The organism is Sphingomonas silueang (assembly GCF_040049155.1).
GTDB classification, from domain to species: Bacteria; Pseudomonadota; Alphaproteobacteria; order Sphingomonadales; family Sphingomonadaceae; genus Sphingomonas; species Sphingomonas silueang.
Genome location: NZ_JBDZDK010000038.1, coordinates 16,839 through 28,222, shown reverse-complemented (window position 1 = coordinate 28,222; position 11,384 = coordinate 16,839). Strand labels below are relative to the sequence as shown.

16 protein-coding genes are annotated in these 11,384 nt (G+C 64.4%); all 16 read left to right on the top strand.

Features of this window, described 5'->3' with window-relative positions; translation table 11 throughout:
- Window positions 1-1,006, top strand: a 1,006-nt coding sequence (locus tag ABLE43_RS20820) for an efflux RND transporter permease subunit (RefSeq protein WP_348980013.1), incomplete at its 5' end; no start/stop codon positions are given.
- 53 nt (window positions 1,007-1,059) lie between these two features.
- Entirely contained in the window at window positions 1,060-1,548 is a 489-nt protein-coding gene (locus ABLE43_RS20815; protein WP_026189137.1) for an SRPBCC family protein, read from the top strand.
- On the top strand, window positions 1,545-1,919 hold the full coding sequence (locus ABLE43_RS20810; protein ID WP_026189138.1) for a hypothetical protein: 375 nt from the start codon (window positions 1,545-1,547) through the stop codon (window positions 1,917-1,919). Before ABLE43_RS20815 ends, ABLE43_RS20810 begins: the two co-directional genes overlap by 4 nt.
- Window positions 1,920-1,964: 45 nt before the next feature.
- Window positions 1,965-2,306 carry a flagellar hook-basal body complex protein FliE gene (gene fliE, locus ABLE43_RS20805; RefSeq protein ID WP_026189139.1) on the top strand — a complete coding sequence of 114 codons (342 nt, stop codon included), beginning with the start codon at window positions 1,965-1,967 and terminating at the stop codon, window positions 2,304-2,306.
- Window positions 2,307-2,337: 31 nt separating this feature from the next.
- Window positions 2,338-3,225 carry a bestrophin family protein gene (locus ABLE43_RS20800; protein WP_019368194.1) on the top strand — a complete coding sequence of 296 codons (888 nt, stop codon included), beginning with the start codon at window positions 2,338-2,340 and terminating at the stop codon, window positions 3,223-3,225.
- Window positions 3,222-3,614: a hypothetical protein gene (locus ABLE43_RS20795; protein ID WP_037477072.1), complete on the top strand. Its 393-nt coding sequence runs from the start codon at window positions 3,222-3,224 to the stop codon at window positions 3,612-3,614. Before ABLE43_RS20800 ends, ABLE43_RS20795 begins: the two co-directional genes overlap by 4 nt.
- A 3-nt stretch (window positions 3,615-3,617) precedes the next feature.
- Window positions 3,618-4,304: a ZIP family metal transporter gene (locus tag ABLE43_RS20790; RefSeq protein ID WP_018251225.1), complete on the top strand. Its 687-nt coding sequence runs from the start codon at window positions 3,618-3,620 to the stop codon at window positions 4,302-4,304.
- A complete protein-coding gene (locus ABLE43_RS20785; RefSeq protein ID WP_007406859.1) occupies window positions 4,301-4,909 on the top strand; it encodes a cation efflux transmembrane domain-containing protein in 609 nt (202 codons plus the stop codon). Before ABLE43_RS20790 ends, ABLE43_RS20785 begins: the two co-directional genes overlap by 4 nt.
- The gene (locus ABLE43_RS20780; RefSeq protein WP_018251226.1) at window positions 4,906-7,407 is read left to right on the top strand and encodes a heavy metal translocating P-type ATPase; all 2,502 of its coding nucleotides are present in this window, start codon (window positions 4,906-4,908) and stop codon (window positions 7,405-7,407) included. The genes ABLE43_RS20785 and ABLE43_RS20780 overlap by 4 nt, the downstream gene beginning before the upstream one ends.
- The gene (locus tag ABLE43_RS20775) at window positions 7,404-8,153 is read left to right on the top strand and encodes an HAD-IIB family hydrolase (RefSeq protein ID WP_007406852.1); all 750 of its coding nucleotides are present in this window, start codon (window positions 7,404-7,406) and stop codon (window positions 8,151-8,153) included. Before ABLE43_RS20780 ends, ABLE43_RS20775 begins: the two co-directional genes overlap by 4 nt.
- A 113-nt stretch (window positions 8,154-8,266) precedes the next feature.
- The gene (locus ABLE43_RS20770; protein WP_018251228.1) at window positions 8,267-8,722 is read left to right on the top strand and encodes an MgtC/SapB family protein; all 456 of its coding nucleotides are present in this window, start codon (window positions 8,267-8,269) and stop codon (window positions 8,720-8,722) included.
- Window positions 8,723-8,820: 98 nt separating this feature from the next.
- Window positions 8,821-9,198: a hypothetical protein gene (locus ABLE43_RS20765; RefSeq protein WP_007406863.1), complete on the top strand. Its 378-nt coding sequence runs from the start codon at window positions 8,821-8,823 to the stop codon at window positions 9,196-9,198.
- A 12-nt stretch (window positions 9,199-9,210) separates the two neighbouring features.
- On the top strand, window positions 9,211-9,819 hold the full coding sequence (locus ABLE43_RS20760; RefSeq protein ID WP_007406854.1) for a DedA family protein: 609 nt from the start codon (window positions 9,211-9,213) through the stop codon (window positions 9,817-9,819).
- A 245-nt stretch (window positions 9,820-10,064) separates the two neighbouring features.
- Window positions 10,065-10,415 carry a DUF3147 family protein gene (locus ABLE43_RS20755; protein ID WP_018251229.1) on the top strand — a complete coding sequence of 117 codons (351 nt, stop codon included), beginning with the start codon at window positions 10,065-10,067 and terminating at the stop codon, window positions 10,413-10,415.
- Between the two features lie 5 nt (window positions 10,416-10,420).
- A complete protein-coding gene (locus ABLE43_RS20750) occupies window positions 10,421-10,735 on the top strand; it encodes a hypothetical protein (RefSeq protein ID WP_206379108.1) in 315 nt (104 codons plus the stop codon).
- Entirely contained in the window at window positions 10,722-11,117 is a 396-nt protein-coding gene (gene copM, locus ABLE43_RS20745) for a CopM family metallochaperone (RefSeq protein WP_050794225.1), read from the top strand. The genes ABLE43_RS20750 and copM overlap by 14 nt, the downstream gene beginning before the upstream one ends.
- Window positions 11,118-11,384: the final 267 nt, after the last annotated feature.

The window sequence follows — 11,384 nt, the reverse complement described above, 5'->3', positions numbered from 1 at the left end:
CATGCTCGACATTCGCGTCAACCGCGACGCGATGGCGCGGTTGGGCGTTACGGCTCAGGATGTGCAGGACACCGTGACTGCGACGATCGGCGGGCGAACATCGGGCCAGATCTTCGAGGGCGACCGTCGCTTCCCGGTGGTGATCCGCCTGTCGGAGGCGCAGCGCGCCGACATCGGCCTGCTCCAGCAGGTGCAGGTGCCGGTGGCAGGCGGCGGCTATGTGCCGCTGTCCAGTGTCGCTGACATCAAGGTCGTCGACGGTCCCAATCAGATCAGCCGCGAAAACGGGAAGCGGCGCGTGGTGGTGCAAGCCAACGTGCGTGGTCGCGATGTCGGTAGCGTCGTTGCAGACGCGCAGGCGGCGATCGGCAGCCAGGTCCGGCTGCCTGCCGGTGCCTATCTCGAATGGGGCGGTCAGTTCGAGAACCTGCAATCGGCGAGCGAGCGGCTGAAGCTGGTCATTCCGGCCTGCTTCATCCTGATCCTGTTGCTGCTTTATGGCGCATTGGGATCGGTCCGCGATGCCGCGATCGTCTTCACCGGCGTGCCATTCGCGCTGGTGGGCGGCGTTCTGCTGCTCTTCCTGCGCGGCATGGACTTTTCGATCTCGGCGGCGGTGGGCTTCATCGCCCTGTCGGGCATCGCGGTCCTCAACGGCCTCGTCATGGTCAGCTCAATCCAGGATCTGATCCGGTCGGGGCTATCGCGCGAGGAGGCGGCCCATGTCGGCGCAATGCAGCGTCTGCGGCCAGTCGTCATGACCGCGCTCGTCGCAAGCCTCGGCTTCGTGCCGATGGCGCTTGGCGAGGGGGCGGGCGCGGAGGTGCAGAAGCCATTGGCGACCGTCGTCATCGGCGGCCTGATCTCGGCGACGCTGCTGACGCTGTTCGTGCTGCCGACGCTCTACGCCCGGTTCGGGCAGAAAGTGATCGAGAAGCCCGAGCACTACAATGAGGAGCATGAAGGGGACGACCACGGTCAGACCTTCGTGAACAACTTGGCCTGATGGGTGCGCGGGGCGATCCGCGATCGCCCCGCTCATCTCTGGGAGATGGGGATATGCCTCGCACCATAACCAGCTCAATGCTTCACGGCGGGCCACTGCGGATCTGGTCGGCGATCACCGATCCGGATCATCGTCGGGCTTGGAGTCCGCTCGTATTCCTCGACAACCCGTGCCAGCTTGGCGAAACGGAATGTACCTTCGCGATCCAGGGCATCACCCGGCCAATTCGGACGCCGGCCCGGGTCGATCAATTCGATAAGCCGCGCGCCTTCGCTTGGTCCTGCGGCATCCCTTATCTGTTCACGCTCGAAGAACGGTACGAGCTGGCAGGGGACGATGGTGGCACTAGGCTAACACATAGCTGCACGCTGGGCGGGGCGCTGTCTCTGCCGTTCGCGGCGATGATGTTGCGTCGTCTGCGGTCCCTGATGATCGAGGCTGATGATCGCCTCGCAACCTATCTGCGCTGGCGGGTGGGTCAGCCTGCCCGTGGGATCAATCGTCAGCGCGTCCCCTCCCGCTACAGGAGGAAGGCGCGATGATGCCGTTGAAGCGGGTACTGCCCGCCCTCATCCTCGTTGTCGGCCTGGCGGCTTGCACGGAAAGCAAGCCGCCAGCCCCGCCAACGGAGCAGCAAATCCATTCGTCCGACAGCGCCGTGGCGACCGGGGAAATGGGGCGCCATCCCTATCGCTGTTCCGACGGGGAACCGCTGTTCGTCGACTACAAGGACAACGGCCTGCAGATCGATTTGCGGCGCTCCAGCAGCGCCGTGCCCATGACGCTGACCGCGCCAGCGCAGGGCCTCCAATATGTCGGCGAGACAGCCACCGCGACCTTCAAGGGGTCGCAGCTCACCGTCGTGGATGGCGAGGGCCGCACCCGAATCTGCGAACGGGAGGGCACCCGATGAACCGTCCTGTCTTCCGACACGTCGCACTGGAACGGGAGAGAAACGATGTCTGACACGTCGATCTCGAATGTGATGGCCATTCGGGCCGAAGTGATCGCGCGAAGCCGCGCTTTGCGTGCGGCGCAGCCGACGGCACCGCCCGGCGTGACGCCGACCGCTCCGGCGTCGAACTTTGCCGACACCCTCAATGCCGTGGTCGCGAAGGTCAACGAGACCCAGGAGCAGGAGGATGTCGTCACCGAAGCATATGAGCGTGGCGAAACCACCGACATTGCAACCGTCGCGCTCATCCAGAGCCGCGCATCCATTACTTTCGAGGCGACCCTGCAAGTCCGGAACAAGCTGCTGTCCGCTTATCGGGACATCATGAACATGCCGATCGGATGACGATTGCTAAGAGATTTAGGGCGTAATTGATATGATAGTCGGCGCGAGGCCACGTTTTAGGCAGATCATTATCGAGGTTTGGAAGCCTCTCACGATCCTGTTCGTGTGGGACGTGGCGGTGACGGCATTCCACATGATGACCCCGATCAAGGAACCGCCTTTGCCGACGGCGCTGTTCGGCACTGCCATCGCGCTCTTCATGGGGTTTCGGACCAACGCAGCTTATGCGCGCTGGTGGGAAGCGCGAACCCTTTGGGGCGCGCTCATCAATGCGTCGCGCAGCCTGGCCAGGATCACACGCAGCCTGACCAAGGGGGAACCCGAGGGCAGTGAGACGCGGCACAACATCATCCTGCGGCAGATCGCCTTCGCGCACTCGATGCGCTGCCAGCTTCGCCGACAGTCGCCCTATGAAGACATTGCCCGGATCGCCGGAACGGACGTCGCCGATATGGCGGTCGCTCGCCTGAACCCTGCCAACGCGCTCTTGGAGGACATATCGGGCAATTACGCCGACGCGCTCGCGGAAGGTCGGATCACCGAGATCCAGCAGGCAACTGTAGAGCGCGTCCTGATCGACATCGCCAATGCGCAGGGTGGCATGGAGCGGATCAAGAACACGCCGCTGCCCAATGGCTTTCGGTTTTTCCCGAACCTCTTCACGCGCGTGTTCTGCGTGCTGCTTCCGATCGCGCTGGTCGAATCCCTGGGCCTTGCCACGCCGATCGGATCGACGCTGATCGGACTCGTCTTCCTCGCGGTGCTGAGCATCGGCGAGGATCTGACCGATCCGTTCGCCAATAGCGTCCACGATGTCCCGCTCACGGCCATGTGCCGCACGATCGAGATCGACCTTCTTCAGACGGCGGGACTACCGGCCCCTGAGCCGCTGACGCCCGATCACGGCGTGCTGTGGTGAGGGCGGTGCGCGCCTTGCGGCACCTGCCTGGCCTGACAGCCGCGCGCATCGGCGCCGTTCTGTTCGCGGGTATGGTCGTAGGGGCGTGCAACCCCGCTCCAAGCCAACCGGCCGAGCCGGCGCATGAAAAGCATCTGACGCCTCGATTGATCGCGCAGCGCATCATGTATTGCGACGATGGATCGCGCGCCGATGTCGACTTCATCGACGACGGCCTGAAGATGGGTGTCACCTGGCTGCCCAAGGGCAGAACCGAGATCCTGCACGCGCAACGGACCGGCGAAGAATTTCGCGGCGACCAGTCGCGGGCAGTCGTGGCGGGCGGGTCGATCGCCTTCACGCAGCGCGGGAAGATCCGCGTCTGTCATCGAACACCGGAGGAATCATAGGATATGCAGGCATTGCTCTACACGCTTGCGCCTGTGTTGGCGGTCGTGCTCGGCGCGATCATCGCGAGCCGCACAAAGTTAAATCCTGGCCTCGTGGCGGGGCTACAGCATCTTGCTGCCGGCGTCGTGTTCGCGGCGGCAGCGACTGAAATCCTGCCGCAGGTCAAGCATGAGGCTTCGCCCAGCGCGACGTTGATCGGCGGGGCGGCGGGCGTCGTAACGATGCTGGGTCTCAAGGCTTTCGAGGCCCGCTTCAAGGGGCCGATGGCGCTGCTCGCCGCGATCGGCATCGACATCCTGGTCGATGGCCTGGTGCTCGGCCTTGCGTTCGTCGCGGGCGAGAAGGCGGGATTTCTGCTGACGATCGCGCTGACACTCGAAGTGCTCTTCCTGGGTCTGACACTGACCAACGAGCTGGCGGAAACCTATCGCTCGCGCCTGCGCATCATCGTGATCGTCTCGGCCTTGGCGCTGCTGCTGCCGATCGGCGCGCTCGCTGCCGTTCCTGTCGCCACGCTCTCGCCGGTAATGGTCGCTGGCTTCCTGAGCTTTGGGCTGATGGCGCTGCTCTACCTCGTCACGGAAGAGCTGCTGGTTGAGGCGCACGAGAAGCCTGACACCCCGCTCATCAGCTCGATGTTCTTCGTAGGGTTCCTCGCCCTCCTGACGCTCGAGGAGATCATGGGATGAATGCGAGCAACGACAACGCGGGCACGCAGGAGCGTCGCACGCTCTGGATCGTGCTGCTGCTGAACGCAGCAATCGCAGCGGGCTTTTTCGTATCCGGCGCGTTCGCCGATTCAAGTGCGCTCATCGCCAACGGCGTCGACAATCTGTCCGACACCGCCGTTTACGCTCTCAGCCTCGTCGCGCTGACCCACGGTAAGACGTGGAAGACGCGCGCCGCGATCGCATCGGGGGTAATGCTGCTGATCTTTGCGGGCGGCATCCTGATCGATGTCGGGCGACGCTATGTGCAGGGGAGCGAGCCGATCGGACCGACCATGATGGTCATGTCGGCGATCGCCGGCGTCGTAAACTACCTCTGCCTGCGGCTGCTCCAGCGGCTCAAGGATCCGGACGTTAACCTACGGGCCGCCACCACCTTCAGCTTCAATGACTTCATTTCCAATGGCGGCATCCTGATCGCGGGCGTGCTGGTGCTGTGGCTGGGCACCAACTGGCCGGACCTTCTGGTCGGCTTCGCTACCGCCATCATCGCCATCAAGGGCGGTGTCGAAATCCTGCGCGACGCGCGCGCCGAAACCAAGAAAAGCGAAAGGAGGTCGTCATGAACGACAAGCTCGAACTCGATATTCCAGTATTGTTGCCGGACCTTCCTGACGCGGCCGACGCTTGCCTGGACCGTCTCGTATCAACCCTGTCAAAGCGCGAAGGCGTCGAGCGGGCGCATGTGATCTGCCTCGATGGCGACACGCCGGCGGCCCTGTGCATCCATTTCGACGCCGCCAAGCTACCGCTGCCGCGATTGCGTGAAATGGTGCGCGCCGCAGGTGCCGAAATCACTGAACGCTACGGTCATGCGATCTGGCAGGTGACGGGGATCAGTCACGAACGGCGGGCGCGCACGGTCAGCGATGCGCTATGCGCGTTGCCCGGGGTGGTACAGGCAAGCGCCAGCACCAGCGGGTCGGTCCGGGTCGAATATGATCGCCGAGAGACCACAGAAGAGGAAGTGCGCGCTGCTCTTCGCAAGCTGAAGGTGAGGGTTGGCAAGCGGGTCGCCGCCGATGACCATGCCGGCCACGACCACGGCCCCGGGGGCCACGACGCGGGCGAAGAGAAGCACGGCCCCGGCGATGGTCACGACCATAGCCACGCCGAATTTCTCGGCCCCAATACCGAGCTGATCTTCGCGCTTGCCTGCGGCGCGCTGCTGGGGATCGGCTATGCGATCGAAAGGCTGGTTGCCGGCGCACCGGAGTGGCTGCCCACGGCCTGCTATGTCGCAGCCTATTTCTTCGGCGGGTTCTTCACGCTGCGCGAGGCGATCGACAACCTTCGGATGAAGAAGTTCGAGATCGACACGCTGATGTTGGTTGCTGCCGCCGGCGCCGCTGCGCTGGGCGCATGGGCCGAAGGCGCGCTGCTGCTGTTCCTGTTCAGCCTTGGCCATGCGCTTGAGCATTACGCGATGGGACGCGCCAAGAAGGCGATCGAGGCGCTGGCGAAGCTCGCGCCCGAAACCGCGACCGTGCGACGCGACGGCCAGACCAGCGAAATCCCGGTCGAGCAAATGGTCGTTGGGGATGTCGCCATCGTCCGCCCGAACGAGCGCCTGCCTGCTGACGGCTTCGTCATCACGGGCACCAGCGCGATCAACCAAGCCCCGGTGACCGGCGAGAGCATCCCGGTCGACAAGGTGCCGGTCGCGGACGCGGCAGCCGCCCGCGCCAAGCCCGATGCGGTCGAGGCGGAGAGCCGCGTCTTTGCCGGCACGATCAATGGCGGCGGCGCGATCGAGATCGAGGTGACGCGCCGATCCAACGAGTCCGCGCTCGCCAAGGTGGTGAAGATGGTGAGCGAGGCGGAGACGCAGAAGTCGCCGACGCAGCGCTTCACCGATCGGTTCGAGCGCATCTTCGTGCCCGCCGTCCTGATCCTGTCGGTGCTGCTGCTGTTCGCCTGGGTGGTCATCGACGAGCCGTTCCGCGACAGCTTCTATCGCGCGATGGCGGTACTGGTCGCAGCGAGCCCTTGCGCGCTCGCGATCGCGACGCCGAGCGCGGTCCTGTCCGGCGTCGCGCGCGCGGCACGTGGCGGTGTGCTGGTGAAGGGCGGTGCGCCGCTCGAAAACCTCGGATCGCTCAAGGCGATCGCCTTCGACAAGACCGGCACGCTGACCGAAGGGCGCCCGCGCATCACCGATGTCGTGCCCGTCGACGGCACCGACGAAGGCGAGCTGCTGTCGCTGGCCGTCGCTGTCGAGGCGCTGAGCGATCACCCGCTGGCCCAAGCGATCGTCAACGACGGCCGCGAACGCCTGAATGGGCGCCCGTTGCCCACCGCTGGCGACCTCAAGAGCCTGACCGGTCGTGGCGTCACCGCGAGCGTGGATGGCGAGACGGTGTGGATCGGCAAGGCCGAGATGTTTGGGGGCGAGGGCATACCGGCGCTGGGGCAGGGGGCGCAGGACGCGATCGCGAAGCTGCGCGAGAACGGCCGCACGACGATGGTGGTCCGCAAGGGGGACCGCGACCTAGGCGCGATCGGCCTGATGGACACGCCCCGCGAAGCGGCCAAGACCGCGCTGCGCCGGCTGCACGAGATGGGTGTGTCGCGGATGATAATGATCTCCGGCGATCACCAGAAGGTCGCCGAAGCGATCGCCAACGATGTCGGAATCGATGAGGCGTGGGGCGACCTCATGCCCGAAGACAAGGTGGCCGCAATCAAGAAGCTTGCCGGCGAGGACAAGGTCGCGATGGTCGGCGACGGCGTGAACGACGCGCCCGCGATGGCGAGCGCCACGGTCGGCATCGCAATGGGCGCGGCGGGGTCGGACGTAGCGCTCGAGACGGCCGACGTAGCGCTGATGGCCGACGACCTGGCGCACTTGCCGTTCGCGGTCGGCCTGAGCCGTCATACGCGCGGCATCATCCGTCAGAACGTGTTCGTCAGCCTGGGCGTCGTCGCCTTCCTCGTGCCTGCCACCATCCTCGGCCTCGGCATCGGGCCAGCGGTGGCGGTCCATGAGGGATCGACACTGCTCGTCGTCATCAACGCGCTCCGGCTGCTCGCCTACCGCGACCCGGCGGGGAACGCGGCATGAAGTGGCTGGTCGCTTTCGACCTCGACGGCACGCTCGCGGAGAGCAAACGCCCGTTATCGGAGGATATGGCCGCGATCATCGCCCGGTTGCTCGCCGTTACCGATGTGGCGGTGATCTCGGGCGGGGACTGGCCACAATTCGAAAAGCAGGTCGCGTCGCGCTTGCCTGCGGACGCAGCGCTCGACCGCCTCTGGTTGATGCCGACCACCGGCACCAAGCTCTATCGCTTCATCGATGGGGCTTGGTGCGTGGTCTATGCCGAGCTGTTCGACGATGCGGAGAAGGCGAAGATCCGCGCGGCCTTCGACCGGGCGCTGGCCGATGCCGGCCTCGCCGATGAACGCATATGGGGCGAGCGGATCGAGGATCGCGGCAGCCAGATTACCTTTTCGGGGCTGGGGCAGGCGGCGCCGCTGAAGGAAAAGGAGGGATGGGACCGGGATCGGAAAAAACGCACTGCATTGCAGGCGACCTTGCGCGCAGTGCTGCCGGGCCTCTCGATCAATCTTGGCGGTACGACATCGATCGACGTGACGAGGGCAGGGGTCGACAAAGGCTACGGCCTGAAGCGCCTGAGCGCCGAAAGCGGCGTGCCGCTCGACGGCATGTTGTTCATCGGCGATGCGATCTTCCCCGGTGGAAATGACTATCCCGCCGTCGAGATCGGCCTCGACACGGTCAGGGTGCGCGACGTTGCGGAAACCGCCGCCGTCGTGGCCGCCATCATCGCATGTCTGCACCGGTAGGTTCGCAGATGTTCACGATCCTCGCCTTAATCACGAGCGCCTTCAAGGCGCTCGGCCCAACATTCGTTTTTAACCTCCGATTTGGAGCGATCGCGTAGAACAGGCAGGCCGGCATGTTTCAAAGCTCATGGTGGGAGATAACCACCCATATCATCAGTCTCGCCGTCGCCTACGCGCTTGCCCTTCCGGTTGGCTGGGATCGCGAGAAGGACGCCCGTAGCGCAGGCATCCGCACATTCCCGTTGGTTGCCATCGCCAGTTGCGGCTTCGTGCTGGTAGGCATCGCGATCCTCGGCCGCACGTCCCCGGCGCAGGCCAGGTTGCTCGAAGGTCTGATTACAGGCGTCGGTTTCATTGGGGGCGGCGCGATCCTGAAGAAGGGTAGCAAAGCCTCGGGTACGGCAACAGCGGCCAGCCTGTGGGCGACTGGCGCGCTCGGGGCGGCCGTCGGCTACGGCCTATACGATATCGCCTTCATCCTGAGCTGCACCACCTTCCTGACCCTGCGCTGTTCTCGTCCGCTCAAGCGCGCTACCAATGGCGACGCCTGTACTCCGGCAAGTCCATGACGACCTCTCAGGCGAGCCGATGGACACATCCAGTGCAAGCCCTCACCCGACGTTGGGCGCCGGCGCGGACTATCCCGGCGCGGGACCGCCAACACCGCTTGCTGCGCTGGGCGACGCTGTTGGAGCGCAATCCTCACCAGATCATCGGCCTGCTGCCTCCCTCTTGGGCAGGCGGTGACGCGCGCGGCCCGATGATCGATCGGCCGAGCGCGATCGATGTCGCATGGGACGATGTGGTGCTGCGTGTGATGGGGCTGGCGGGTCGATCGCGCCGTGAAGCCAAAGCATTCTTCGGGCTGTCGGACGCGGAATTGGATCGAATTGTCGCTGGGTCGTGGCGGTGTCCGATCCGCCCCGCTTGGCAGGTCGCCGCGCGGATCAGGAACGTCGAGTGCCCGCGACTGGAAAACGCGATCGTAGGATCGGTCCTCGCCCTCATCCTCGTGTTCTGCGCCATCTTCTATTGGATCATCTGACGAGGCTGTCTTGTGTTCGACATCATAACATCGATCCTATCGGCACTCGGCGGCTTTGGCGTCTTCCTGCTGATGCTGGCCGAGAACGTCTTTCCGCCGATTCCATCGGAAGTGATCCTGCCCCTTGCGGGCTACACGGCCGCGCAGGGGCGCGGCTCGCTGTGGGTGGTCGTTATCGCTGGCACCCTCGGATCGGCCGCAGGAGCGATCCTATGGTACTATGTCGGGCGCTGGATCGGCATCGATCGGTTGAAGCGCTTTGCTTCTCGCCACGGTCGATGGCTGACGTTGACGGCGGACGAGATCGATCATGTCGATCGCTGGTTCGACCGCTATGGCCGTTGGGCGGTTCTGTTCGGACGAATGGTCCCGGGAGTCCGGACGTTGATTTCGGTGCCAGCAGGGGTCAGCGGAATGCCCCTCGGTCCGTTCCTGCTTTCCACGCTTGCCGGCTCGGCAATATGGACCGTGATCCTCGTGCTAGCCGGCTACGAGCTGGGCGAACGCTATAATCAGGTGGCGAGCGTCATCGAACCGGTCAGCAACGCCGTGCTCTTGCTGGCCGTCATTTGGTATCTCTGGCGGGTCGCGACCTTCGGGCGATCCGGGGATCGCCATTGATGAATGTCAATGGCTCGTCTCCCGTTTTTCCCGCCGGACTTTGGCTTACGGCAGCTTCGATGCTGGTCTTCGTCACGCGCTACGCCAGTGCCCTTGGCCTGGTCCCGCGAGGAACCACGTTCATTCTCATCAAGTGGATCGGGAGGCTTTACCGCATCGGGTTTCGCGCATGGCGTCGCAACGGGGGGAAGTGGCGCTGGGCCGCATCATCAAGATCCACCGCCACAAGGTAAGCGAAGCATCCTATGTACTATCTTGCAGTCAAGGCCATCGTCTCGGGCATACTAATCGCGGCAGCGTCGGAAGTGGCGAAGCGCTATCCCGGGTTCGGAGCGCTGATTGCGTCGCTACCGGTCGTCTCGGTCCTTGGCATGATATGGCTGTGGCACGACCGGCCTGATGCGATGAACATGGCGGCCCATGCGCAGGCGACCTTCTGGTTCGTACTCCCCTCGCTGCCGCTATTCCTACTGATACCAGTCCTTTTGCGTCACGGAATTGGCTTTTGGCCAGCCTTGGCCGCCGGATGCTGCCTGACCGTCCTGCTCTATATCGCGATGGTTCTCGCACTCCGGCGCTTTGGCATCGCTTTGTGATTTCCATGAACAACGAGCGGGTGAACAGAATGACAAACCTCAAGGAACGCGCGCTCATTGCCGCTGTCGCGACCATCGCTCTGACTGGATGCGGACTGATTAAACCACGGGATGCTGGCTATTTCCGTTTCCACGCGGAAGAGGCGAGGCTGGTTGTCACCCGCTGCGAGCGGGGCCAGGAAACCGGCAGCGACTGCGAGGCCGCGGCCCAGGCCGTGGCCGAGCTCGATGCGGCTGCGCGCCGGCAACCTCCGGCCAGAGCCGGACGCCAGCGCGGACATGATGCTACACTGGAGAAGGAACGTGATGATCGGAATTAACGGCACGCTCGCGCTGATGGTCGCAACGGCCGCTGGACTGACGCCACCTGCTGCGAGCGCACAGCACGCTCAACACGGTACGAGCGTGACCCGGGGAGCTGATGCGGGAAAGCGGGCCGACACGCCCGCAACCAGAGCCTACCGGGCCGCGAACGCCAAGATGCATGGCGCTATGGACGTGGCCTTCACTGGTGATGCCGACGCCGACTTCATGCGCGCGATGATCCCCCATCATGAAGGCGCGATCGCGATGGCCGAGATAGAATTGAGGTACGGGCGCGATCCCGCTGTTCGCCGGCTTGCAGCCGAAGTAGTGGCGACGCAGCGGCGCGAGATCGCCGAGATGCGGGCGTGGCTTGCCCGGCGCGAAACCCGCAAGTAGCGGCCCGAAGCCTTACCGCCGTCAATGATGGCGGCGGTAATGCCTCGGACGGGAATGACGATCATAGTGCCGATCGCGCACGTAGTGGCGAGACTGGTATCGCGGAGAGTCGGCATAATAGCCGCCACCATAATAGGGCTGCGCATAGCCATAGCCGTGATTTGACACGACCACACGTCCATGTCCGCCGTAGCTACCATGACCTGTGGAATGACGGCCACCATGGTGCTGCGCCATCGCAGTACCAGGGACCAACGAAGCCAGCAG

Coding starts and splice junctions, on each gene's coding strand:
- ABLE43_RS20815 (WP_026189137.1), top strand. CDS start 1,060: ATGCCTCGCACCATAACCAGCTCAATGCTTCACGGCGGGCCACTGCGG.
- ABLE43_RS20810 (WP_026189138.1), top strand. CDS start 1,545: ATGATGCCGTTGAAGCGGGTACTGCCCGCCCTCATCCTCGTTGTCGGC.
- fliE (WP_026189139.1), top strand. CDS start 1,965: ATGTCTGACACGTCGATCTCGAATGTGATGGCCATTCGGGCCGAAGTG.
- ABLE43_RS20800 (WP_019368194.1), top strand. CDS start 2,338: ATGATAGTCGGCGCGAGGCCACGTTTTAGGCAGATCATTATCGAGGTT.
- ABLE43_RS20790 (WP_018251225.1), top strand. CDS start 3,618: ATGCAGGCATTGCTCTACACGCTTGCGCCTGTGTTGGCGGTCGTGCTC.
- ABLE43_RS20785 (WP_007406859.1), top strand. CDS start 4,301: ATGAATGCGAGCAACGACAACGCGGGCACGCAGGAGCGTCGCACGCTC.
- ABLE43_RS20780 (WP_018251226.1), top strand. CDS start 4,906: ATGAACGACAAGCTCGAACTCGATATTCCAGTATTGTTGCCGGACCTT.
- ABLE43_RS20775 (WP_007406852.1), top strand. CDS start 7,404: ATGAAGTGGCTGGTCGCTTTCGACCTCGACGGCACGCTCGCGGAGAGC.
- ABLE43_RS20770 (WP_018251228.1), top strand. CDS start 8,267: ATGTTTCAAAGCTCATGGTGGGAGATAACCACCCATATCATCAGTCTC.
- ABLE43_RS20755 (WP_018251229.1), top strand. CDS start 10,065: ATGTACTATCTTGCAGTCAAGGCCATCGTCTCGGGCATACTAATCGCG.
- ABLE43_RS20750 (WP_206379108.1), top strand. CDS start 10,421: ATGAACAACGAGCGGGTGAACAGAATGACAAACCTCAAGGAACGCGCG.
- copM (WP_050794225.1), top strand. CDS start 10,722: ATGATCGGAATTAACGGCACGCTCGCGCTGATGGTCGCAACGGCCGCT.